Source organism: Chryseobacterium sp. WLY505 (genome assembly GCF_030846215.1).
Taxonomy (GTDB): domain Bacteria; phylum Bacteroidota; class Bacteroidia; order Flavobacteriales; family Weeksellaceae; genus Chryseobacterium.
Map to the genome: position 1 here is coordinate 165,466 of NZ_JAVCWI010000009.1, position 24,989 is coordinate 190,454.

Consider the following 24,989-nt stretch of genomic DNA (forward strand, 5'->3'; position numbering starts at 1 on the left):
AGCAAATATTTATGTGTATAATGTATATAGTATTAGAACTGTACAATTTTATCGCAGATAAAATCCTTGCTCCCCATAATATGAAGTATTCAATAATCTTGCGTCTTTGCGTTTTCAAAAGATCCTAATCCTTTTTAGCGAAACAAAAAATCCAGCCTAAAACCAGGCTGGATTGTATTATTATTTCTTCAGATACAAATCAAAATAATCTGTAATTTTCTGCATTAGGTGAACTCTGTCTTTCCCGATCACATTATGCGGATGTCCCGGGTACGTAAAGTAATCCAGCTGAACTCCGTTATCCACAGCTGATTTGATGAATTTAATAGAATGCTGCCATACGACTACATCATCCTGAGCTCCGTGGATCATCAGTAATTTTCCTTTCAGGTTCTGTACTTTATCCAGAAGATTAGCCGTTGCATATCCCTGTGGGTTTTCCTGCGGAGTATCCATATATCTTTCTCCATACATGATCTCGTACATGCTCCAGTCGATTACAGGTCCTCCTGCTACTCCTACTTTGAATACATCCGGCTTGCGAAGCATGAAACTTGTCGTCATAAATCCTCCGAAGCTCCATCCATGAATTCCCATTTTGTCTCCATCTACATAAGGAAGAGATTTTAAGTACTCTACTCCTTTCATCTGGTCATTCATTTCTGTTGTTCCCAGATTTCTGAATACAGCCTGCTCAAACTTCATTCCACGGTTGGAAGAGCCTCTTCCGTCCATGGTAAAGATAATGTATCCGTTCTGAGCCATATATTCATACCAAAGGTTTCCTGAAGCCGGGAAGCTGTTGGTAATCAGCTGTAAGTGCGGCCCGTTGTACAGATAAACAATAGTCGGATATTTTTTGTTCGGATCAAAGTTGGTTGGAAGGATAATCTTTCCATACAAAGGAGTTCCGTCATCTGCTTTTAAAGTTACGTTTTTAATTTCCGGTCTCTGATAATTCTTTAATGGATTCTCAGAAGTAAGGATATTGGTAGTTTTTAAATTCGCTGTATTGATAATATTGGCAATTCTTGGTGAATTGGCATTACTGTAAGCATCATACAGATAATTTCCATCGCTGCTCAATGTACCTGCATGCATCCCTTCTCCACTGTCCAGCCTTTGCATCTTAAAATTAGTCCAGTTAATTTTATACAAATGTCTTTCTAAAGGAGTTTCTTTTGTTGATGTGAAATAGATTTCCTTTTTCTTTTCATTAAACCCTAAAATATCGGTTACCAGCCAGTCCCCTTTTGTGATCTGTGCTACTAATCCTTTTTCAAGACTATAGTGGAACAGGTGATTGTATCCTGTTCTCTGGCTCTGCCAGATAAAGTCTGTATTAGAGTTCGGGAAGAAAGTAAGCGGATGCTGTGGCTCAACATATTTACTGTCTGTTTCTTCAAATAAAGTTTTCACCAATTCTCCAGTTGCAGCATCATATTGATTCATTTTCATATGATTCTGGCCTCTGTTCAGAACAGCCACAAAGATGTATTTTGAATCCGGACTCCAGGTAACTGCTGTTAGGTATTGGTCTTTTTCGCCCTCCACTTTTAAGAAAGTCGTAGCTTGAGTTTTAATATTAAACACCCCTAATGTCACCTGGTGAGAAGTCTGACCCGCCATCGGGTATTTGATATTATGGTTTACAGCCGGAGTTACAGACCAATCGATGATCGGGTAATCTGCCACCATGCTCTGATCCATTTTATAGAAAGCTACACTCTCAGAGTTTGGCGCAGGGAAAATTCCGGTATCAATTCCGAATTCATTTCTGTGAACAGCCTGTCCGCTAATGATATTTTCATTGCTCTCGTTGGTTACAGCAATGGTTTTCCCGTTTCTGTTGACAAATAAATTATTCTTTGTTGTGAAGGCAAAAGTCTGACCGTCACCAAACATTTTCACGTTCGCAGCATCCTGATCAATGGTAGCTGAGCTTTTTACTTTCCAGTCGTTTCCTGATTTTTCGATCCACAACATTTTACCTTCTGTAGTAAAATATCCTTTAGAATTCCCTGTAAATTTGATAGGAGGAATCGCTTTAAATTTTTCACTAGAAAGGTTTCTGTTCATTTGGCTCAATGAGATCAGAGTATCCTGTTTGTTGGTCTTCAAATCTGTAATCAGATAACCGCCTTTCACTGCCTGGATATAAGATTTTCCGTCTGCAGCCCAGGAAAACTGGGAGATATTTTTCACAGCAAGGTTGGTTCTCATTCCATTTACAGCCTCCGCCATGGTAAACTTCTGGGTCTGGGCGAATGCTGAACTGCCTAAAACCAGCATCAATAAAGAAAATTTATGTAATTTCATTGTATAAAATTGAATCCTCCAAAAATAAGAAATAAAAACCATTCGTTAAGAAACGTTAAATTAAAACATTCATAAAATGGAATTCATGCATTCAAAGGAATTATTTCTTAACTTAATAGTAGAATTTTTAAAAGAAATTAGGATAGGTGAATTGTGAACAGTCAATCCGCTGCTCTTGTCAATTTGATGTTGAAATAAATTCACCATTCACTTGCGGAGCAAAATTGACCCTTGACAAAAAAATCTCATTTCTTATCCTATATCAATGACTCATATAGGTACGGTGTCCTAAATTTGCATCATTAATAACAAACAAAAAATACAAAATACAATGGCAACAAAATGGATTTTAGACCCTACGCATAGTGAAATTACTTTCAAAGTAAAACACATGATGATCTCTAACGTAAAAGGAAGCTTCAGAACTTTCACTGCTGAAATTGAATCTGAAGATGAATTCTTTGCAAATGCAAAAACTACTGCTACCATTCAGACAGATTCTGTATTTACCAACAATACAGACAGAGATAACCACTTAAAGTCTGCAGAGTTCTTCAATGCTGAAGTACATCCTACCATCACTTTTGAATCTCAGGCATTAAATAATTCTATTGTTGGAAATCTTACCATCAACGGAATCACAAAACCTGTAAATCTTGATGTAGACTTCGGAGGAATCAACGTAGATCCATGGGGAAATACAAAAGCAGGTTTCTCTTTTGAAGGAAAAATCAGTAGAAAAGATTTCGGATTAAACTGGAATGCCGCTCTTGAAGCAGGAGGTGTAATGGTAAGTGACGATGTAAAAGTAGCTGGTGAATTACAGTTTGTAAAACAGGCATAGTAAATTAATAAATATGATAAAAGGTTCGGGGATTTTTCTAAAAGCCTTGAACCTTTTGTTTTTTTTTATAATCTTCAATATTTATGAACCTCAACGATCTTCAAAACATAAGCAACGATTTTAAAAGCACACAGAGAATGCCTGTTTTATTTCTTGGACATGGTTCACCAATGAATGCCATTGAAGAGAATCAGTTTGTACAAGGATTCCGGAAAGCTGCTTCAGAAATTCCAAAGCCTAATGCAATTCTTTGTATTTCTGCCCACTGGTATACAGACGGAACTTTTGTAACCGCTATGGATATGCCGAAAACCATCCATGATTTTTATGGTTTTCCAAAAGCCCTTTTTGATGTGCAGTATCCTGCTCCCGGAAGTCCGGAACTGGCAAGAGAAACTGCAGAATTACTTCTTCCTGTAGATGTGGAAGAAGACCACAGCTGGGGACTGGATCATGGGGCATGGTCAGTTATCAAACATATGTATCCTGATGCGGATATTCCGGTGATTCAGCTGAGCATCGATCATACAAAACCTCCACAGTATCATTACGATCTTGCCAAAAGACTGAACAAACTTCGTGAAAAAGGTATTCTTATTATCGGAAGCGGAAATATTGTTCATAACCTTCGCCTTATCGACTGGAAAAATATAAATACAGTGGGAGCCGGCTGGGACTGGGCTGTGGAAGCCCGTGAAAAAACCAACAACTGGTTACTTGACGGCAATTTTCAGAATATCATCGATTACCAGAAACAAGGGACTTTCTTACAATATGCTGTTCCTACGCCTGATCATTATCTTCCTTTATTGTATACTTTAGGGCTGAAAGATCAGTCTGAAGAGCTTAATTTATTCAATGACGAACTTATTGGTGGATCATTGAGTATGACAAGTGTAAGGATAGGATAATCTATATTAAAATAAAAAAGGAAATACCTCAGCTGAGATATTTCCTTTTCTTTTTATAAGGCCATTATATTATTGTACTGCTTTCAGAACATTGATGTTTCCGTAGCCATAGCTTGAATTTACATTGGGATAGTAGGTAGCAGACTGTCTCATTTTATTCAGTACCTGATCTCTTGTCCATGATGGATTTTTAGCCCAAACCAACGCTGCAATTCCCGCTGTAGCTGCTGTAGCCACTGAAGAACCACCTACATAATCTGCCTGGCCGTTGTAATAACTCAATACAGGCACTGTATTTCCTGAAGGCCTCTCCATCTGGAAAGTAAAGTCGATCTGGCTGCCCGAGTGGCACACATCACATTTCTGATTGGAAGTATTTTCTTTTACTCCTGTTATCGCCTGAGTTTCTGACATTGATGCAGGGAAAATGACTCCGACAAAACTCGTAAAACTGGTTGAAGTACCTCCGGCACAGAAGATCAGTTTTCCTTTAGAATAAGCATATTTAACCCCATCTTCAATTTTTCCGACAGAGAAAATATGTCCCATCGACATAGAGATGATTTTTACACTGGTATTGTTACCCAATTCTGTGAAAGCCGTTTTTACAGCTGTCTGTTCACTGGAAGTTTCAAGAACAACATTTTCTGCAGCTCTGTAGGCAATAAGATTGGCATTATAAGCTACTCCTACAGGTAATCCTGCATTATTTCTCGGAGCTGCCATTACGGAAGCCATTTTCGTTCCATGCCCACACTGGTCTCCGGATCCGTCTGAATTATACACTCCGTATTTGCTGATCGTTCTTCCTGAAGAAGCTCCATTATTAAAACTTCCTCCCAGTAAAGTCTGTTCCGGTGAAACTCCTGTATCAATAAGTCCTATGGTAACACCTGCTCCTGTGCTGTAGCTCCATGCATCAGGAATATTGTGTTTAGCAAAAGCCCAAGGTATTTTTGCACTTGGCGTTGTTGAAGTATAGTCTGCAGTACTTAAAGTAGATGATGAGAACCCACATCCCGAAGAACCACTTCCTGAAGATTTTGCCGCTGCATTATATTGAGCTTCAAATTCAAAATAATGATAATCTGCCGGTTCTACATATCGGATGTTTTTCATTTGTCGGAGAGCGGAAACAGTTTCCTCATTTTCTATCACAACATCCATCTGATTAAGATATTGATCTGAAAGAAGAAGGAAATTTCTTTCGTCTTTTCCTTCATATTTTTTGATTACAGAGAGAACTTCTTTCTCCATATCAGCATTGTTGGGAGACTTACTTCTGTCAAAATCATCTTTAGAAGCTCCGAAACCGATAGAGACCATTTTATTTCCACGGAAAATAGCACTCCATACGAAATGATCGGATTCATTTTTCCAATTGAAAGTTCCGTCTGTTTTAATCGCCTTATTGATCCTTTCGTTGATTTGTTTTGCTGTCAACGGATCTTTCTGGGACATTTCTTTTTTTACATTTTCGTTCTGGAGATCTTCTCTGGAGCACGAGTTTAAGGCAAAAAATATTGCCACTAGGAATACAGTTTTTTTCATATGTTATAATTTTGGATGAGGCTACAATATAACACTTTAACGGGAATTAAAAATTGAAAAAAAATGAATTTAGCATTACATAAATATTAAATTACAATACTTTTCTGTAGCACACACTTTGCTCTATCCCAGCGTATTGGCCATAATTGGGTATTTGATAAAAACCACTTTTTTCATAAACCGAGATGGCACTTTTCAAATCCCGGGAAGTTTCTAATACGGCATTTGTAAAGTTCAATTCTGTTGCCCAGCTCTCAAGTTCTTTTACAATGGTAGAACCTAGTCCTTTCTTTCTGAATTCCGGATGGGTAAACATTCTTTTTATTTCTACGGTATCTTCTGAAAACGGTTTGAATGCTCCACACGCAGCAGGTATATCATCTATATAAGCTACGACACAGTTTTTAATAGTATCTATTGTATTGAACTGAGCAAAGAAATCATCATTTTCACCATTATGTTCAGACAAAGTGGCATCGAGGAGTTTTACAAGGTTCTGAAAATCTTTATGAGTAGAATCTGTTCTGAGGATGTACATTTTTATTTGATTAAAAGATTAATACTGATAGAATCAAACCTATTAGGTTTAAACCCAGCCATTATTTAGTAGAAAACAAAAAAGCTCCCTTTCGGAAGCCTTCATTTTATTTAGATTAGTTGACAACAAATTTTCTTTCGTTAATTAACTCAGCAATCGCCAGCATATCTTTACCGATCAGCCTGTCGTCTTCAAGCTTGGCAACTTTAGAACGAAGAATAGCAAAGTTTTCTTCAATCACTTTAGAGCATTTCGCAGGTCTTCTGAATTCAAGTCCCTGAGCTGCAAACATCAACTCAACAGACAGAATATTCACAAGATTCCCAAGAACCTGATTGAATTTTCTTCCTGAAATACTTCCCATAGAAACATGATCTTCCTGACCTAAACTTGTTGGAATAGAATCTGCCGATGCAGGGAAGCATAATGTTTTGTTCTCTGTAACCAACGCTGCTGAGGTATATTGAGGGATCATAAATCCGGAATTCAATCCTGAGCTTTCCGTTAATAATCTCGGAAGTCCATATTTTCCTTCTAATAATAAGTAGCTTCTTCTGTCTGAAATATTCCCCAGTTCGGCTGCAGCTAATGTAGCATAATCTAAAGGCAACGCCATTAGCTGTCCGTGGAAGTTTCCACCTGAAATAGATTCTTCGGCGCTTAGGACAATCGGGTTATCTGTTACAGAGTTCAATTCTGTTTCTGCCATTCCTTTAAGGTGCTCAAAAGCATTTCTGCTGGCTCCATGAACCTGTGGTACACATCTCATAGAATAAGGATCCTGAACTCTCTCACAATCTTCATGAGCTTTCATATTTTCTGATCCCTTTAAAAACTTAAGCATTCTTGCCGCCACTTTTTTACTGCCTTCAAAAGGTCTGATCTCGTGAAGTTCTTTTTTAAATGGGCTTTCTGAACCTCTGTACGCTTCGAGACTCATTGCAGCTGTCATATCAGCAAGGTCTAATAAGTATTCAAATTTTTCAAGTCCTTTGATGGCGTGAGCAAGGATAAACTGCGTACCGTTGATCAATCCCAATCCTTCTTTTGGACCTAAAGCTAAGGGTTCAAGGTCATGCTTTTTCAAAACATCCAAGGTATCAGAAACCTGATCTCCTTCCCAAACTTGTCCTAAACCAAGTAAAGGCAGTACAAGATGTGCTAATGGGGCAAGGTCTCCTGAGGCTCCTACAGATCCTTGTTCAGGAACTACCGGAATGATATCTTTCTCAAGCATCAGAATCATTCTTTCAATAACTTCCAGAGAAACTCCTGAAAATCCTTTCGATAGCGCATGTACTTTAGCAATCATCATGATCTTGGAAAGCTCTTTATCAATAGGCTTTCCTACTCCCACCGCATGAGAAATGATAAGGTTATATTGTAACTGGGCGGTTTCGTCCGCTGAAATTTTAGTATCACACAATGGTCCGAATCCTGTATTGATTCCATATACGCATCTGTCTGACTCTACTATTTTCTGTACGTTTTTCTGAGATTTTAAAATTTGTTCTTTTGCTGCTTTGTTTAGCTTGGCTTTATTAGGTTTTTTACATATTTCCAGAACATCATGGAAAGTAAAAACATCTACTCCGTATATCATTTCTAAAAAATTTCCTTAAAATTACGCATTTAACAATAATTGGAAAAGCTAAATTTCAATCTTCTATATTTTTATAAAACAAGCGAAATAATTTACTACTTTTAGCCCCGAAAATTAAAAACAATAATACATGAGACTGAAAACTCTACTCCTTGCTGTATGTGCAGCAAGCACCACTGCTTTCGCGCAGAAAGTAAAATACTCTAAAGAGGATATCAAAAAAATGGAAACTTACCTTTTTAATGAAGGTTTTAATACGCCATCTCCCAGAAAAACATCTACCATTATCTTAAAAGACGGAACTACCTACAAAGGTTTCTGTAATAAGATTGAAACCAAAAAAGGGCAGATCTACGAAGTTGCTATCAAAGACAGTATCACCAAAAAGAATGCTACTTTCAATGCCGATCAGATCAATGAGATGTATGTGTATCCAAGCAATGCAGAGAAGATTGCCAAAGTGGCAAAATACATGGGGAATATCAGAAACTTCGGAACTAAGAAGTTAACGAAAAACACCAACAATGACAGGATTTATTTTATCAACCAGACTGTCTCTCTAAAGAACAAAAAAGATGATAAGGAATTTCTGATGCAGGTGATCAATCCAGGTTTTGATGATATTATTTCAGTATACCACGATCCCAGGGCCAAAGAGACAACAGGTTTTTCTGTAATGGGCTCTCCACAGCTTGGAGGCGGTGTTATCAAATCTTACTATGTAAAAAAGGGCAATAAGGTAATGTGGCTTCATAAAGATGACTTTGAAGACAATTATGATTTTCTTTTTGGAGATAATCAGGATTTCATGAAAAAATATCCTAAGAACTCTGTAGAATGGGATTATTTCAGTTTTCTTGTAAGCGAATATACTGCAATGACAAACGGATAAAATATTTTGAACCCTAAAATAAAACCTGTAGAACCATCTGCAGGTTTTTCTTTTTTAGATAGCGAAAGTTTCCTTAATTTTGTTATATGAATCCTTCTTTAGAACTACAGCTCAAAACCTTACCATCCGAACCCGGCGTTTATCGTTATTATGATAAAAACGAACAGCTTTTGTATGTTGGAAAGGCTAAAAATCTTAAAAAGAGGGTTCTATCCTATTTCAACAAAAACCTTTCCGGATACAGGATCAAAATAATGGTCAGCAAAATCCAGCGACTGGAAACGACAATTGTAAACAGTGAGTATGATGCTTTATTATTAGAAAATAATCTGATTAAGGAATATCAGCCCTTTTATAATGTGATGTTGAAGGATGACAAAACCTATCCGTGGATCTGCATCAAAAATGAAGATTTTCCCAGAATTTTCCTGACCAGAAATATGATTAAAGACGGATCAGAATATTACGGTCCATATGCAAAAGTACGTCCTGCAAAGATTTTGCTGGATACCATAAAACATATTTATAAACTCAGAACCTGCAACCTTAATCTTTCTCCCTCCAAAATTGCGGATGGAAAATATAAGGTCTGCCTGGAATACCATATCAAAAACTGTGAAGGCCCCTGTGAAGATCTTGAGAGTAAGGAAGATTATGACGAAAAAATAGAAGCTATCCGCGGAATTATTAAAGGGGATTTCCGGAAAGCAAAAGATTATCTGGTAAATCAGATGATGAAACTCGCTTCCAACCTGAAGTTTGAAGAGGCTCAGATCATTAAGGAAAGACTGGATATTCTTGAAGATTACCAGGCTAAAAACACGGTGGTTAACCCCAATATTGATGATGTGGATGTTTTCGGAATGACCAGTGATGAAACCGCAGCCTATGTGAATTTCTTTAAAATCAGAAACGGAAATATTATTCAGAGTTTTACTACTGAGATCAAAAAGATTCTTGAAGAAACCGATGAAGATATTATGGAAGAGGCTTTGATAGAGATTCGTCAGAAGTTTTCGTCAGATTCCAAGGAAGTTCTTTTACCTTTTCATCTTTCTGTAGAAATTCCCAATGTAAAACTGATTGTTCCTAAGGTAGGCGACAAAAAAAGAATCGTAGAGCTTTCTGAAAAGAATGCTAAGGAATACCGTCTTGAAAAGCTGAAGCAGGTTCAGATTGTAGATCCTGAGAGACATACGAACAGAATCATGGCCGAAATGCAGAAACTGTTGAGAATGCCTGTGGAGCCAAGACATATTGAAGGGTTTGATAACTCCAATATTCAGGGAACGAATCCTGTGTCTGCATGTGTTGTCTTCAAAGATGGAAAACCGAGCAAAGCAGATTACAGAATTTTCCATCCTAAGACCGTAGAAGGTCCCAACGATTTTGCAACGATGGAAGAGGTCATCTACCGCCGTTACAAAAGAATGCTTGATGAGGGAGAAAGTCTTCCCCAACTGATTCTGATAGATGGAGGAAAAGGACAGCTTTCTTCCGCTGTAAAAAGTCTCAGGTTATTGGGACTTTACGGAAAAATTACCATTGTAGGAATCGCCAAGAGGCTGGAAGAAATATTCTTTCCTGAAGATCCTATTCCTTTATATCTGGACAAAAAATCTGAAACATTGAAAATCCTTCAGCGTGTACGTGACGAGGCTCACCGGTTTGGGGTAAAACATCACAGAACGAGAAGAAAAAACTCTACGATAAAGTCTGAGCTGGAAGAAATTCCTGGTGTGGGAGAAAAAACTATTGAATTATTACTGTCTAAACTGAAGTCTGTAAAACGTATCAAAGAATCAAATCTTGAAACCCTGGAAGAAATTCTGGGTAAGAGTAAGGCAAAGGTAATTTGGGAGTTTTTTAATGCTGATTAATGCTCCGCTCTGGTTTAATGGTTAAAGATTTACAAATAAGAGGATATGTTTTGTAATATTTCCTCATTAATTTTCTATTTTATCAAAAAGGGACAAAAAGCAAAATCCCCTTCTACAGCAAATAAAAATATCAATAAAAAATACAAATAAAAAATACAAATAAATAAATATTTTACTAAAAAACATTATTATATGTATTTTTTTCATAAATTAGAGTTATCAACCAATAACAATAATATTATGAAAAATTTTCTCATTTTATAAATATTTTTCATTTTCATTATTCATGAGAGAATCATCTTATTCCCCATGTCTGCAGGAAACGATGTTCATCTTTTCAACTCTTCAAAAAATGAAAAACACATCAGCATATATATTATAAAAGGCTCTTTTTCAAGAGCCTTTTACACATATTATTTTTTTATGATCTTACCCAAATATTCTCCTTTATTTGTTTTTATCTTAACAAAATATATTCCTGATGGAAGTTCTGCTACACCAATATTTTCATAATTATTGATAACATTCTTCACAAGCTTTCCGGAGGCATCGAAAACTTTCACAATTTCTATTGTAGAATTTTCTTTCCGTTTGATTGAAAAATATTCTGAAACAGGATTAGGATAAATCTGCAGATCAATATTCTCTTTCTTACTTTCTGCACCGGATATTTCATGGGTTGCCAGATAAACAGGCAGCGGATCCGTCACTACATACAATTCACTTCCATGTTCTTTGGTATTAATGGTAAGAAATAATTTTTCACCATCTGCTCCCATTTTCTGAATATTTTCATTAGCTAACAGCTGACTGTCATCATTTGTCACGAAAATATCCATCGGAGAAACCGAGACCCCATCACTTTTCCACACCTTTTGGGAATCCCCGTTAAGAAAGTAAAGATAATTGTTGACACACATCATATCTTTCACTGAAGAAAAATTTTGGGATAAATCAGATGTGCCATTAGCCGATCCATCTGTCTTCCACAACTGTGTACTATTATTATTGGTAAAAAATAACTGATTTCCGCATTTTTTAAATTTCACATCACCAAAAAAGTTTCCTGCTACTATCTGTTCTGTCCCTGCAGCCGTTCCATCTGTAGAATGCAGTGCCGGGGAAGGATAACCTGAAGTGACATAAAAAAGCCTATTATTAAATACTATTGTTTCCCTGGCAATACTTGAAGAGCCATAAGGAGTAGCGTAAGATTTCAGTAATACCGCAGATGCCTGATCACCGTTTGAAATCCAAAGCTCGTTTTGCCCGGAGCCGTAATTCGCAGGAGTATTTTCCTGTTGCTTTGTAAAGAATAATTTATTATTAAAAGTACTCAGTACCTTGATATCTCCATCTGTCCCATCCTGATAGGAGAACTGTATTACCTTTTGGGTATTGGCTTCAGTAGCATCTGTTTTCCAGATCCCCGATTTTCCATTATCTTTTGCCACAAAATAAGCAAAACCATTCAGGGTTACAGCTTTTGAATCCACTGAATAAAGACTTCCCATATTATCCGCGGAAATATCTTTTACGAGACTAACAGTATTGGACGTATTATCAATTTTCCAAAGTTCAGTTCCCACCACGTTATTATACCCGGCAAAAAGCAATGTATTATCGTTCAAACTCGTATACGGTACCCTGCTGGTAATATTGGGGGATGATATCTGCAAAGTATTGGCTTCTGTACCATCTGTTCTGTAACCTGCTTCCGGAGTGTAAAGATAGTTTCCTACTTTAATGAAGTTGTCATTAAAATCGCTTCCCATACCAATAAACGAATTTCCTCCAAAGCTGGATATTCTCTCAATCTGCTGTGTGACTTTATTTCTCTTATAAATCTGGCTGTTATACTGTCTGTCTGTCGCAATGAAAATAAGATCATTATTCAGTACCTGAAATGCATGAGGTAAAGAACTTTCAGATCTGCTGATGTCCGAAGCTATCGCGGTCTGATGTGTCACCGGATTTAATGAAAACAGTTCTGTTCCATATTTTGGGGTGTTTCCGGTTAGATAAATTTTAGAATTCAGGTCTACAAAACTGTTATTATTGATCATTCCAAGTTCTGTGATCTCGAAACTCTGCGAAGAATTTCCATTGACAACCCAATATCTGTTTCCATAATTAGCCATTGTAAGAATCAAATGATTATTATCCGAGCTACTCCCATAGATCAATGCTCCTGCATGCGTATTGAAGAGAACAGTTCCGGCTTCTGTACCATCTGTTTCCCAGATATAATTACCATACCCTGAGTTAACACCGTTGGCACTACTTTCAAAGAATATTTTGTTATTATATTTTACAAATTTCTTCATTGCCATAGAACTTGTAGCTCCTGGCATCAGATTTTTCAGCAGATAAGTTCCTGACGTTGTTCCATCAGAAACCCATGGTTCATAGCCATTTGTGGCATCAAATCCTGTAAAAACAAAATAGTTATCAGCGGCAGCTCCTTCCAGCTGTGGATAACCTACAGATTTTATGGATACTGTTCCAGCTTCTGTTCCATCTGTTGAATATAATTCATATCCCGCCGTTCCTGTCCCAAGATTAACAACGAAGTATAGTTTATTTTGAAAGATCAGTGCTTTAAAATCTCCATTAATACTTCCGCCTGCATTGGGAACAATATCCTTTAATAAAGATGTTCCGGCAACGGTTCCATCCGATTTCCATATCTCTTTTCCGTGTATGCCATCATCAGCTGCCAGGAACAAAGTATTATTCATGGTATACATTTTCACATCACCGGAATATTGAAATGTTTTTAGTAGCTGCAAAGTATCTGTAACGGTATTGTAAGACCAAAGTTCGTTGTGCTGGTAGAAAAAGATATTATTTCCGACTGCTGCACTTGCAGCCACCGAAAACTCAAAATTAAGATCTTTTACCTTGGATGTTCCTGCAATGGTTCCATCTGTAACCCAAAGCTGGTTAATGGACGAATTAGTACTTTGCACAGCAATAAAGTACACTTTATTATTGAGCTTCATAAAAGCCGGATCTCCAGCCATCCCAATACTGTATCCCGGAAAAACATTCTTCAACAGGATCGATTTTTGAGTACCCGGATCAAAACTCCACAGCTCTCGTCCCTCTTCTGTAGACTTGGTGGCTGTGAAAAGAATATGATCATTGAATTTGATAAGATTACTAGGATCACTGGAGGCTCCAAAGTTAATCTCATTCAATTGGGTATTAAACACATTTTGTGCACTTGAAAATACTGACAGTATTGTCAATATAGAAATGTAAACCTTTTTCATAGCTATTAGTTAAAATAAATCCTTAATTCTGAAAAGTTATGAATTAAGGATGATATCATTGTATAATTGATGTAAATTATTTGGCGGCGAAAACTTCTTTGGAAAACCCTCCTTCCGTCTGTGGAACATCTATTACAATATTCCCATTTTCAAAATATCCGACGGTAGTATTTCCATCAGCCATTTTTACAAGGAAAACAGAATTTTTTGAAGTTGCTTTAAAAACAGCAAACGGTACTGAACTACCGGACTTTGCTAAGATAAACTGATTGGAGTCAATCTGTATTTTTTGAAGATCCAGCTTCCCGTTCGAATAATTGCTCGCTTCCGGAGTTGCTGTAGAGGCTACAGATACAACAGGCTCGGCAGATGTCCGTTGAGCGCTATTATTAGAGGCAGGCAACAAGGCAATCGGATTAGAAACCGGTATTTTGATTAATGCATCTTTTAGCGCGTCTGGTAACCCTTCTTCAAATTCTTTAATCTTTGAGGCTCCTTTAGATTCAAAAATCATAGTATTATTACAATCCTTAAACTGTACTATCAATTTATTTTTGAATAGATTTTTATCATTTAGTACATCGGCGGCAACCACATTACAGAAATTACTTTTAGCTTCAGCCGGCCAATTATCTTTAATAGCAGGAAGAATGATATACTTTTTCCCGGTCATAGCTTTGGTGAAAAAGTTTTTTAATCCATAATCTTCCCTGAATGTTTCAAATTTTTCGGGAACTGCAACATATTTATAATCTGAAACTTTTTGTGCGAAAGCTATTGTTGAACAAGCAGCCATCACCAATATTGATAACTTTTTCATTTTTATAATTTTAATCATTTCTAAATGCTCCCATATCCAGTTTTAAGGAAAAGAAATTGGAATAGAAATTAGATCCGCCAATCCCTGAATTCGTAATTGCATAATCCAGTGTGAGCCCTCTGTATCTGATCCCAATACCTGCACTCGGCTGGAAAGAAACTTTTCTTTTTAGATCTTCTATATCTGTAATAGATTGAAATCTGTTGATCCCTAATCTTACAAAAATCATTTTCTGATATCCCATTTCAGCTCCGGCATATGGACTGATACTGGCAAAATCTGTTGAAATTAATGATGCTGTTTTAGCAAAATCAACATTAATTCCTGCTTCAGGTAATACATACACGCTGCTATTGATTTCGAATAATTTGCTGGCTCCTACATTCAGCTTAGGCATTGTAAGTTCCAGTTTATCTTTAGGAGCAGGGTTAAATTCTTCCCCGTTTACAACAGTAGAAAGCTCCTTCTGATTAATCGTCCAGAAGTTTACGGTCGTAGTAATATCTCTCACCATTCCCCCGAACTTCCATCCGTTATCTGCCTTATAAATTGCTCCAACGTCAAAACCAAAACCATAACCATTCGCAAATTTACCTACATTTCTATAAACAATTTTTGCATTCACCCCTACATCCAGTTTCGGATTTCCTCCGGGTCTGAAAGCATAAGAAAGAATAGCTGCATAATCAGATTGGGAAAACTTGGTAATTTTATCATAATCAATATTTCCTTCAGAATCGATCATTTGGGTAGTATTTAAAATATTGTCTACTCCAAGCCTTACTACCGAAACTCCAAAAACACCTTCTTCAAGTACTTTTGCATAGGCCAGATAGTCATATTTTGCAATAGATTCAAAATATTCTGCGTGCATTGCTGCCCCTTGCCAGTCTCTTTCGACAGACATTAAACCTGCTGGGTTCCACATTGGAGAATATACGTCATCCTGATTGGTAATTACTGCTCCTCCCATGGCTAGTCCTCTTGCTCCGGCTCCGATGTTTAAGAATTCATTGGAATATTTCCTGATAATCTGAGATTGAGAAAGCCCAAACAGCAGTGAAAATGCAAGTAAAAAATATTTTTTCATCATATAAATTTGATGCTTAGTTTAAGTTTTTAGTTTTTCTGGCTTTTATTAATCCATTTGCAATGATTGCCAGTATCATAACACCTGAAGCGACATAAAATATAGGGCTCATATGTTCTGATTCCCCAAAGATAAAAAAAGCTAGTATAATTCCGTAAACAGGTTCTAAATTAACTGTTAAAATTAAAGTAAAAGGTGATATATATTTCATTAAATTCACCGATTCCAGCATCGGAAAAGCTGTGAAAACACTGGCTAGCAAGCATATTAACGCCAGATCTCTGTAGTTTATTTCATTCATTTGAAAAATTTGCCCTGAAAACAAATAAAATAACATTAAAATGAACCAACCACAGAAGATTTCATAAAAAATTATGTTCCCCGAACTTGTTTTCCCAAACATCTTACCATTAAAAACAGAAAAAATAGTCCCGAATATGGCACACAGAATTCCATAAATAATGCCTTCTTTAAAATGAAATTCTGTCTTAAAGATTAAGAGTATACAGGCTACAATAACAGTTCCCATGATCACTTCAGATGCATCAATTTTCCTTTTGAAAATAATAGGCTCCAGAATTGAGGCGAAAAGTGTAGATAAGGAAAGACAGCTTAGCGCAATAGAAACATTGGAAACTTTAATAGAATAAAAAAAGCAATACCAATGGAGTGCCATGGCAAAACCTATTGCTGCAAGTTGAAAAAATATCTTTTTGGAAACCTTTATGCTCTCCTTTTTAAAAATCCTGATGAATACATACAGAAAGATAGAAGCAAACAACATTCTGTAAAAAACCAGAATCTGTGCATTGGCCTGAATCAATTTTCCCAGAATTGCAGTGAACCCCCATAAAAAAACTATTAAATGCAACCTGAAAAGTGCCAATTTATGCATAACCTATCCCCTTTTAATTTTTACCCTGCAAATTTACAAATACGCTTTTATAAATCTTGCAAAAAAATATAAATTCACATTAATAAAAGATAATAAATAAAGTTTTTAATAGCTTTACTTTTAGTTCAGAACACTTTCTATTAATTTAGTAAAAAGATCAATCAACTTATTATGATACTAAGCCCGGGCATTGAAATCAAAACAAAACGTCTGACTTTAAGTCCTGTTGACGACTTACACATCGATGATATTGTAGAACATTTTACCAATGAGGTGACCAGATACATGCCTTTTAACCCGCAAGGGAACAGACAGGATATAATCACCTTTGTGGCTGAATCAAAAAGAACTTTATTACAAAACACAGATCTTGTAATGGTCGCTTTTGACTCTAATGGAGAGTTTATAGGATGCTGCGGTATCCATAATATTACAGAAGAATCTGTTGAGCTTGGCTTATGGCTAAAAAAGGGTTCTCAGGGAAGAGGATTAGGAACTGAAATCATAACGACCCTCATAGATTTTCTGGAAAAGAATTTTACTTTTGAGTATATTTTATATCCTGTGGATAAAGACAATACAGCCAGCAGAAAAATTCCGGAAAAACTTGGCTTTATTCCTGCTAAAAAATATAAAAAACATAAGGATCATCTTACCGATCTGAATATTATAGAATATAGAAAGTATTATTAACAACCACACGCATTACTAAAAAACCCTGAAAATTTGTTAAACTTTCAGGGCCTTCAAATAATAAACTATTAAAAAAATAAACTAGGAACTTAGAGTATTTTGCAGAGAATATCACCTCTGTTACTCTAGTGTAAAGTTAGAAAAAATATAAATTATTTAAAAATATTTTTTAGTTAAAAATTTCACAATTTACTAAAAACCAAATAATTAAACATCTGTTTTACTTCCAATTCGTATTCCTCATAAAAATAGTATCTTTAAGCGTAAAAAATTGAAAATTTTATGGACATCGAATTCAATAAACGAGAAGATCAGAACAGATTAAAATTATCAGAAATAAATCGCTTACTCACTGAGATCAAAAAAGGAGGTGGTGAGAAGAGGCTTCAAAAGCTTCGTGATGAAGGAAAAATGACAGCAAGAGAAAGAATAGATTATCTTCTCGATAAAAATTCAGATTCCATAGAAGTAGGAGCATTTGCAGGATACGAGATGTATCAGGAACATGGAGGATGTCCTAGCGGAGGTGTAGTAGTAGTGATTGGCTACGTTTCCGGGAGACAATGCATTATCGTTGCGAATGACGCTTCTGTAAAAGCCGGTGCCTGGTTTCCTATCACAGGAAAGAAAAACCTGAGAGCTCAGGAAATTGCGATGGAAAACAAACTTCCTATTATTTATCTGGTAGACTCTGCAGGTGTTTATCTTCCTATGCAGGATGAGATCTTCCCGGATAAAGAACATTTTGGACGAATTTTCAGAAATAATGCTAAAATGAGTTCTATGGGAATCATCCAGATCTCTGCCGTTATGGGGAGTTGTGTAGCTGGAGGAGCTTATCTTCCAATTATGAGCGACGAAGCCATGATTGTGGATAAAACGGGTTCTATTTTCCTGGCCGGAAGCTATCTTGTAAAAGCGGCTATCGGAGAAAGTATTGATAATGAAACATTAGGAGGCGCTACCACACACTGCTCAATTTCGGGAGTTACAGATTATAAAGCGAAAGATGATAAAGATGCTTTGAACAGAATTAAAAACATCATGAAATCTATCGGAACTACTGAAAAAGCAGGCTTTGATAGAATAGAAAGTTTTCCGCCCAAAGAAAACCCGGAAAATATTTTTGGAATTATGCCGGTTTCAAGGGCTGAGCAATATGATACTTACGAAATTATCAAGTGTATTGTGGATAACTCCGAATATGAAGAATATAAACCAGACTATGGTAAAAGTATTATCTGTGCAACCGCAAGAGTGGATGGCTGGTCTGTAGGAATTGTAGCCAATCAGAGAAAGCTCGTTAAAAGTGGAAAAGGAGAAATGCAGTTCGGAGGAGTAATCTACTCTGATTCTGCTGATAAAGCAACCCGATTCATTGCCAATTGTAATCAGAGAAAAATACCATTAATTTTCTTACAGGATGTTACCGGATTTATGGTAGGTTCCAAGTCAGAACATGGCGGAATTATCAAAGATGGAGCTAAAATGGTAAATGCTGTTTCCAATTCTGTTGTTCCAAAGTTCACGATTATTACTGGTAACTCTTATGGAGCGGGAAATTATGCGATGTGTGGAAAAGCCTATGATCCAAGATTAATTGTTGCATGGCCTTGGGCTGATTTAGCAGTAATGGGAGGTGCACAAGCAGCAAAAGTATTAGCTCAGATTCAGGAATCTACATTAAAGAAACAAGGAAAAAATATCTCTGAAGAAGAGCATAACGAAATTCTGGATACGATTTCTAAAAAATATCAGAAACAAACTGAATCTACCTATGCAGCAGCAAGATTGTGGACAGATGCCATCATCAATCCTGTCGATACCAGAAAATGGATTTCTATGGGAATTGAAGCAGCTAATCATGCTCCCATTACAGAGAAATTCAACTTAGGAGTAATTCAGGTATAACAGAATTGTTATCCTTTTCAATACAACAATCCCTTATCACATTGATAAGGGATTTTTCATATATGATATAAATTACCCAATAAAAACACATTAAAATATTTTATTTAATAAGTAAAAACCTCATATCATGTAAAAAAAATAAAATTCACAAATAATAACATATGATCACTTTTTATATTTTCAATGTTGTTAATTACAAAATATTATACATTAAAATTAACCCTAAACTATAAAAACACAACCCAGTAAACACTGAAAACCAATACGTTATATTTAAATTTATAATATTCGTGCGATATTTTTTTTTAATATTGTACTATTAAGCAAATGATGAGAAAAAATGAAACAATTGAATAAAGGGTTGCCTTTGGCCGCCAGTGTTTTTTGTTTTCTACTGAGTACAAATCAAATTAATGCACAAAAAAAACAAAAAGACTCAGTAAAGAATAAGGAAATAGACGAAGTTGTTGTTACTGCACTTGGGATAAAAAGAGATCAGAGAAAACTAGGCTATGCCATTACCAAAGTGGAGACCAAAGACATTACCCAGGCCGGTGTAGTTAATCCCATGGAGGCCCTTCAGGGAAAGCTTCCTGGTGTGGAAATAACAGCAGGATCTGGAGGTCCGCAGTCCAGTGCCAGGATCCAAATCCGTGGAAATACATCATTAGGAAACAATAACCAGCCGCTCGTAGTAGTTGATGGAGTAATTATTGACAATGGAGTAACCGGCGCAGATTCATGGGGTTCCGGTTATGATTTTGGTAATGAAATGAAAAATCTTAACTCCGATGTTTTTGAATCCGTTTCGATCTTAAGAGGTGCTGCAGCATCTGCCCTGTACGGTTCACGGGCTGCTAACGGGGTTATTGTCATCACAACCAAGAAAGGAAAAGGTTCGAATGGATTAGGTGTCAGGATAAATTCTTCACTTACTACACAGCATGTCTATAGCAGTCCCAGGTTTCAGAATGAATTTGGTGCGGGTTTTGGATCCGGCTTTTCAACGGATGCTAATGGAAACCGTTTTATAGATCCCAACAATTTTTTTTACAGCTACGGGCCAAAATTTGACGGAAAACCTGTACAGGATGTTGATGGAAGAACAATTCTATGGAATCCTCAGCCGGATAATTATAAGGATATCTATCAGGTAGGATTTGATCGTAAAAATTCATTCGAACTCTCCGGAGGAAATGATAAATCTACTATTCTATTAAGTTATACCAATCAGGAAGCTGAGGGAATTCTTCCCCGTAATAAGTTTATCAAAAATGCTTATTTTATCCGTGCAACCCATCAGTACAGTAAATATTTGCAGGTAGATGCAAGTTTCAACTATAACAGGTCTTTTGGACAAAATCCTGTACCACAGGGAGGAAATGAAAGCCCGCTCTTCAGTTTTATATATAATGCACCCAGAAGTTTCGATGCCGTATATTGGAAAAACAATTATCTTGACCCTGTAAACGGCGGAAGGAAACAAGACAGTGCGGATCCTTATGGTATGACATCTACTTATTTTAACATTTTCCAAAACACAAGAACCCAAAAAGAAAACAATTATATAGGCAGGCTTGAGCTCAAATCCCAGCTAACAGACTGGCTCAACTTGATGATAACGGGCAATTTCAATAATTATGATGTTCTTAATGAATCTAAAATACTTGGAGAAAATCCAGGATTCACAGGAGGTGGTTATAGCATTTTAGAAGGAAGAAAGGAGCAGTACACCACGAAATTTCTACTGAATGCCAACTTTAAATTGACAGAAAATCTCACCCTTAACGCCTCTGTTGGTGGAGAAGATTTCAAATCCAAATACAAAGCCACAAGGCAATGGACCAATGGCGGGCTCAATTCTCCCGGTGTTTTCCAGATCCAGAACTCAATAGATCCGGTAGGAAGCGAGACCTATTACACGGATGGAAATCAATCTCCAAAAAGAATTCAGGGGTTGTATGCTTTTGCTAATTTTGCATGGAAGAATCAGTTATTCATTGATATTACAGGTCGTAATGACTGGTCTTCCACATTAGCATATCCTGATGGGCATGGAAGTATAAGCTATTTCTATCCTTCGTTTGTTGGAAACTGGATATTTTCTAATTCTCTTAAACTTCCGAAATGGATCAATTCCGGAAGCCTGAGAGGCAGTCTGGCATGGGTGGGAAGAGATACTTCGCCATACAATACAAGTTCTGGTCTCTATTACAGACCGGATCCTTCTGCTTATAATTCCCCTGATGGAACGCGTATTCCGTTAGTTGGCTTCAATAGTAACTCCCTCGCGAATTTAAATTTAAAAAATGAATTGAGCAGATCTCTAGAATTTGGAGTAAATATGGCTTTTTTCAATAACCGGCTGGATTTTGATGTTTCTTATTACAAAACCAATACCACCAATCAGTTGCTAACACTTTCCTTACCACAGGAATCAGGACTCAGCCAGCAGCAGATCAATGCAGGAAATCTGCAAAATCAGGGTATAGAAGTAATTGTCAACGCCATTCCGGTAAAATCATCCAGCTTCAGATGGAATACAACACTTACCTACTCTCAAAACAGAGATAAACTTATTGAGCTGTATCCAGGAGTTACCGAATATGTTTTGAACTGGGCTATGGGTACGGATGTAAAGAGTATAGCAATACCAGGTCAGCAATATGGTTTGATACAAACCAAGTATGCCTATGCAAGATATCAGGCATTGGATGGGAATGGGAATAAAATTGATGATCCCAGAAACGGAATGAAAGTTCTGAAAGCTGATGGCTCCTATATGAGATCAGATTCTTACCAAAACCAGGGATATACTACTGTTGGAAAATTAACTCCCGATTTTTTAGCCAGCTTCAGAAATACTTTCAGGTATAAAAATTTATCTTTAAGTGTACTGATCGATGCGAGAGTAGGAGGCGATATTCTTTCTGCCACATATAATTATGGTGTTCAGCTTGGCAGTCTTTCATCCACATTAAATTACAGGGATGAAGAAAGAGGTGGTATCAAATATATTGATTCGCAGGGCAACATTCAATATGGAGTCATTCCCGACGGTGTGTTTGGCCAGAATTCTATTATAAAAGACAAACAAGGTACCACCAGAGATGTAAGCGGCATGACTTATAAGGAAGCTTATGAAAAAGGATGGATCAACCCTGTAAGTACCGCGTCTTATTATAATAATCTAGCCTCATGGGGGAATGGTATCCGGGAACAGGCTGTGTTTGAAAATACATGGATTTCCCTCCGTGAAGCCCGTCTGACCTATTCTTTTAAACCTGAAATGATCAGATCTCTTGGAGTAAATACTCTGAATCTCTCTCTTATCGGTAGAAACTTATTCTATCTATATAATAAATTACCGGATGGGATAAATCCTGAAGGAAAATATTCCAACAGTGCAGGCAGCTTTGCGGAATATGGAGGCTCACCTATGTCCAGATATTTTGGATTTAATCTGGATTTCTCATTCTAAATATATTATTTAAAAATTACTAAAATGAAAAAAATACTTATACTGGCGCTGTCATTTTCCCTTTTTACATCCTGCACCAGCGATTTTGCAGAGATTAACACCAATCCGGTAGATCAGATAAAAGCTAAACCTGAAGAACTTTTGCCTTTGGCAATTATGAAAGGATTTGATGGCAGTTTTGAATACTATTATGATTACTACCGCAGAATTATGCCCTGGACTCAGACATTAGTTCCCAGTACAGGTAATTCTTCACAGTTTATGGATGACGGCTCCAATATGAATCAAAGAAAAGATATTTTTTATGGAGATCATGGCGCTTTACTTACAGACATCATCTACAAAATTGATCATATGCCAGCTGAAGATCAAAAAAAATACGTGAACATTAAAAGCATTGCCACAATTTTAAAAGTCTACTATGCATGGTATGTAACAGATGTGAATGGCAGTATAGCTTATACAGAAGCATTCCAGGCTCGATATGGGGGAACACAAACTCCTAAATATGAAACACAGGAACAATTGTATGATATTTTTGACAAACAGTTAGACGATGTATATAATGGAATTCAAAGTGCAGATCAATCTGTACAGGTAAATCCGGGAGAGAAAGACCTATTCTTTAACGGAGATATAAGCAAATGGAAACGGACAGCTAATTCTCTAAGATTAAAAATTGCGTCAAGACTCATGAAAAGAAATCCTGCCAAACTCATTGCTATTGCTTCACAGGTTTTATCAAGGGATGAAATCAGCAGTACAGCAGAGAGTTTCATGTTACGGGCCAGAAGAATTACTGAGCATGGTAATTTCAATCCTGTAGGCATGTCTGCTTCAAAACCTATGGTTGACTTTATGAACGAAAGCAAAGATCCCAGAATATCAATATTTTTTCAGCAAAATGATTATTCTCAGGAAAATATAGATAAGCTTGCTGCAGCTGGTAAAATGGAAAAAGCTACAGAAAGCCAGCGTTATGTTGGTGGTCTTGTCAGTCCTAACATGGTTTCAGCGGATATGAGTCGTTATTATACTTCAGCAAAAAGATTATTAAATGGGGTGAATTATGATACCATTTCCAGATTACAATATAGAATATGGAGGCCGGAAAATACTTCAAAAGGTATTATTGGGACAGGAAATGCTATATTCCCCATCCTTACCTATGCGGATTATTCTCTGTTAAAAGCAGAACTGGCTGCAAGAAATCTTATTGCAGGTAATACAAAAGATCTTTATGAACAAGGAATCAGAGCGTCTATTGAAACCTATAATTATATTGCCAAAGAGGCATTGGTAGATGATTATAAATCAGCTGATGATACCGATATTATCACCTATCTGAGCCAGTCTCAAATTAAATTTAATCCATCATTGGCCCTGGAACAAATCATTATTCAGGAATATTTAAATTATTTCAAACAACCAAATGAAGTATGGGCACTTATCAAAAGAACTGGAATACCTAACGTGTCGACAGCTCTTAAGCTCGAAAATCCATTCAGTGAATCCGGAGTTATGTTAATAATGCCGAGAAGAATTGTTCTTCCTACCCCTTCAAAAGATAATCTGAATTATCAAAACCAAAAAGATGCACTTGACAAGATGAAACAAGATCCTGACTTTGGAGCCAGTGAAAGTGATATACAAGGTCGCATATGGTGGGATAAGAAATAAATTTCTTCCTCACTAGTGGTTTCCTGTCGTATTAAGGGTCTAAGTCGCCCCATCTACAATCTTCATATTCTTAGACTATTGGATCCTTATACGACAACCATCTCCCAGTGAAAGAGTAGGATTATATCTCTATTCCAATTATGCATCCTGCATGAATCAAGCTATATGTATGAGAGGTTAAAGGAGATCTATGACAGGATAATGATAATGTATATTAGCCGTTAGTATTAGCATTGTCATGCTGAGCGGAGTCGAAGCATTTTAATAAAGAAAAACTATGTTTAGACTCCTACAGAGTGACAGACAGGGTTATAATGAAGAATAGTATTGAAAGTAAAGACCAATTGTTGGATAAAGAATGGAAAACAGAGACCTGGAAGCAGGAAGCTTGAAGCTGGAATAAGGAAGATGAGACAGAGAAGATAACAGAGATTAGTCATCTTAACTGATTACCTATTGCTCATTGCTTATTACTCATTACTCATGAATTGAGCTGTGTACAAAACAAAAAACCTTTATCGTAAAGATAAAGGTTTTTTAAAAATAAAATAAAAACTGGCGGCGGCCTACTCTCCCGCGTTAGCAGTACCATCGGCGCTGGTG

Annotated in this window: 16 protein-coding genes; 8 read left to right on the forward strand and 8 right to left on the reverse strand. The window is 36.7% G+C overall.

What is annotated here, in order from left to right; genetic code table 11:
• Positions 1 to 180: 180 nt before the first annotated feature.
• A complete protein-coding gene (locus RAH34_RS17845) occupies positions 181 to 2,319 on the reverse strand; it encodes a DPP IV N-terminal domain-containing protein (protein WP_306597002.1) in 2,139 nt (712 codons plus the stop codon).
• Positions 2,320 to 2,650: 331 nt separating this feature from the next.
• Here RAH34_RS17845 and RAH34_RS17850 point away from each other — a divergent pair, with 331 nt between their 5' ends.
• Together RAH34_RS17850 and ygiD are read left to right on the forward strand one after the other, a co-directional pair.
• The gene (locus tag RAH34_RS17850) at positions 2,651 to 3,163 is read left to right on the forward strand and encodes a YceI family protein (RefSeq protein WP_062675631.1); all 513 of its coding nucleotides are present in this window, start codon (positions 2,651 to 2,653) and stop codon (positions 3,161 to 3,163) included.
• Positions 3,164 to 3,246: 83 nt separating this feature from the next.
• Positions 3,247 to 4,074, forward strand: coding sequence for a 4,5-DOPA dioxygenase extradiol (ygiD, locus tag RAH34_RS17855; RefSeq protein ID WP_306597003.1), 828 nt, complete (start codon positions 3,247 to 3,249; stop codon positions 4,072 to 4,074).
• Between the two features lie 69 nt (positions 4,075 to 4,143).
• Here ygiD and RAH34_RS17860 read toward each other — a convergent pair whose 3' ends face one another.
• The 3 genes from RAH34_RS17860 to hutH form a co-directional block, all read right to left on the reverse strand.
• Positions 4,144 to 5,625, reverse strand: a complete 1,482-nt coding sequence (locus RAH34_RS17860; protein ID WP_306597004.1) for a S8 family serine peptidase — start codon at positions 5,623 to 5,625, stop codon at positions 4,144 to 4,146.
• Between the two features lie 91 nt (positions 5,626 to 5,716).
• A complete protein-coding gene (locus RAH34_RS17865; RefSeq protein WP_114820956.1) occupies positions 5,717 to 6,163 on the reverse strand; it encodes a GNAT family N-acetyltransferase in 447 nt (148 codons plus the stop codon).
• A gap of 115 nt (positions 6,164 to 6,278) precedes the next feature.
• Positions 6,279 to 7,766, reverse strand: a complete 1,488-nt coding sequence (gene hutH, locus RAH34_RS17870; RefSeq protein WP_114820957.1) for a histidine ammonia-lyase — start codon at positions 7,764 to 7,766, stop codon at positions 6,279 to 6,281.
• Between the two features lie 130 nt (positions 7,767 to 7,896).
• On the opposite strand from hutH, the gene RAH34_RS17875 reads away from it, so the two are divergent.
• Positions 7,897 to 8,658, forward strand: a complete 762-nt coding sequence (locus RAH34_RS17875) for a hypothetical protein (RefSeq protein ID WP_114820958.1) — start codon at positions 7,897 to 7,899, stop codon at positions 8,656 to 8,658.
• An 86-nt stretch (positions 8,659 to 8,744) separates the two neighbouring features.
• Positions 8,745 to 10,538, forward strand: coding sequence for an excinuclease ABC subunit UvrC (gene uvrC, locus RAH34_RS17880; RefSeq protein WP_114820959.1), 1,794 nt, complete (start codon positions 8,745 to 8,747; stop codon positions 10,536 to 10,538).
• Positions 10,539 to 10,951: 413 nt separating this feature from the next.
• Here the strand turns inward: uvrC and RAH34_RS17885 are convergent, their stop codons facing one another.
• The 4 genes from RAH34_RS17885 to RAH34_RS17900 form a co-directional block, all read right to left on the reverse strand.
• A complete protein-coding gene (locus RAH34_RS17885) occupies positions 10,952 to 13,816 on the reverse strand; it encodes a T9SS type A sorting domain-containing protein (RefSeq protein ID WP_306597006.1) in 2,865 nt (954 codons plus the stop codon).
• A 76-nt stretch (positions 13,817 to 13,892) separates the two neighbouring features.
• Positions 13,893 to 14,636 carry a hypothetical protein gene (locus RAH34_RS17890; RefSeq protein WP_306597007.1) on the reverse strand — a complete coding sequence of 248 codons (744 nt, stop codon included), beginning with the start codon at positions 14,634 to 14,636 and terminating at the stop codon, positions 13,893 to 13,895.
• A gap of 10 nt (positions 14,637 to 14,646) precedes the next feature.
• The gene (locus RAH34_RS17895) at positions 14,647 to 15,729 is read right to left on the reverse strand and encodes a PorV/PorQ family protein (RefSeq protein ID WP_114820962.1); all 1,083 of its coding nucleotides are present in this window, start codon (positions 15,727 to 15,729) and stop codon (positions 14,647 to 14,649) included.
• 13 nt (positions 15,730 to 15,742) lie between these two features.
• The gene (locus tag RAH34_RS17900) at positions 15,743 to 16,621 is read right to left on the reverse strand and encodes a DMT family transporter (RefSeq protein ID WP_034693287.1); all 879 of its coding nucleotides are present in this window, start codon (positions 16,619 to 16,621) and stop codon (positions 15,743 to 15,745) included.
• A 171-nt stretch (positions 16,622 to 16,792) separates the two neighbouring features.
• Here RAH34_RS17900 and RAH34_RS17905 point away from each other — a divergent pair, with 171 nt between their 5' ends.
• The 4 genes from RAH34_RS17905 to RAH34_RS17920 all read left to right on the forward strand — a co-directional run bounded on the left by RAH34_RS17905 (position 16,793) and on the right by RAH34_RS17920 (position 24,386).
• Positions 16,793 to 17,314, forward strand: coding sequence for a GNAT family N-acetyltransferase (locus RAH34_RS17905; RefSeq protein WP_306597008.1), 522 nt, complete (start codon positions 16,793 to 16,795; stop codon positions 17,312 to 17,314).
• 282 nt (positions 17,315 to 17,596) lie between these two features.
• Positions 17,597 to 19,225, forward strand: coding sequence for an acyl-CoA carboxylase subunit beta (locus tag RAH34_RS17910; protein WP_306597009.1), 1,629 nt, complete (start codon positions 17,597 to 17,599; stop codon positions 19,223 to 19,225).
• Positions 19,226 to 19,565: 340 nt separating this feature from the next.
• Positions 19,566 to 22,706, forward strand: a complete 3,141-nt coding sequence (locus RAH34_RS17915) for a SusC/RagA family TonB-linked outer membrane protein (protein WP_306597010.1) — start codon at positions 19,566 to 19,568, stop codon at positions 22,704 to 22,706.
• Positions 22,707 to 22,730: 24 nt separating this feature from the next.
• Positions 22,731 to 24,386 (forward strand): SusD/RagB family nutrient-binding outer membrane lipoprotein, encoded by a 1,656-nt coding sequence (locus tag RAH34_RS17920; protein ID WP_306597011.1) that lies wholly within the window; start codon positions 22,731 to 22,733, stop codon positions 24,384 to 24,386.
• Positions 24,387 to 24,989 lie beyond the last annotated feature (603 nt).

Excerpts from the sequence above, each read along its gene's own strand:
- RAH34_RS17865 (WP_114820956.1), bottom strand. The coding sequence starts at position 6,163 with ATGTACATCCTCAGAACAGATTCTACTCATAAAGATTTTCAGAACCTT.
- RAH34_RS17845 (WP_306597002.1), bottom strand. The coding sequence starts at position 2,319 with ATGAAATTACATAAATTTTCTTTATTGATGCTGGTTTTAGGCAGTTCA.
- RAH34_RS17910 (WP_306597009.1), top strand. The coding sequence starts at position 17,597 with ATGGACATCGAATTCAATAAACGAGAAGATCAGAACAGATTAAAATTA.
- RAH34_RS17915 (WP_306597010.1), top strand. The coding sequence starts at position 19,566 with ATGAAACAATTGAATAAAGGGTTGCCTTTGGCCGCCAGTGTTTTTTGT.
- hutH (WP_114820957.1), bottom strand. The coding sequence starts at position 7,766 with ATGATATACGGAGTAGATGTTTTTACTTTCCATGATGTTCTGGAAATA.
- RAH34_RS17875 (WP_114820958.1), top strand. The coding sequence starts at position 7,897 with ATGAGACTGAAAACTCTACTCCTTGCTGTATGTGCAGCAAGCACCACT.
- RAH34_RS17920 (WP_306597011.1), top strand. The coding sequence starts at position 22,731 with ATGAAAAAAATACTTATACTGGCGCTGTCATTTTCCCTTTTTACATCC.
- RAH34_RS17885 (WP_306597006.1), bottom strand. The coding sequence starts at position 13,816 with ATGAAAAAGGTTTACATTTCTATATTGACAATACTGTCAGTATTTTCA.
- RAH34_RS17890 (WP_306597007.1), bottom strand. The coding sequence starts at position 14,636 with ATGAAAAAGTTATCAATATTGGTGATGGCTGCTTGTTCAACAATAGCT.
- RAH34_RS17895 (WP_114820962.1), bottom strand. The coding sequence starts at position 15,729 with ATGATGAAAAAATATTTTTTACTTGCATTTTCACTGCTGTTTGGGCTT.
- RAH34_RS17905 (WP_306597008.1), top strand. The coding sequence starts at position 16,793 with ATGATACTAAGCCCGGGCATTGAAATCAAAACAAAACGTCTGACTTTA.
- RAH34_RS17860 (WP_306597004.1), bottom strand. The coding sequence starts at position 5,625 with ATGAAAAAAACTGTATTCCTAGTGGCAATATTTTTTGCCTTAAACTCG.
- RAH34_RS17900 (WP_034693287.1), bottom strand. The coding sequence starts at position 16,621 with ATGCATAAATTGGCACTTTTCAGGTTGCATTTAATAGTTTTTTTATGG.
- uvrC (WP_114820959.1), top strand. The coding sequence starts at position 8,745 with ATGAATCCTTCTTTAGAACTACAGCTCAAAACCTTACCATCCGAACCC.
- ygiD (WP_306597003.1), top strand. The coding sequence starts at position 3,247 with ATGAACCTCAACGATCTTCAAAACATAAGCAACGATTTTAAAAGCACA.
- RAH34_RS17850 (WP_062675631.1), top strand. The coding sequence starts at position 2,651 with ATGGCAACAAAATGGATTTTAGACCCTACGCATAGTGAAATTACTTTC.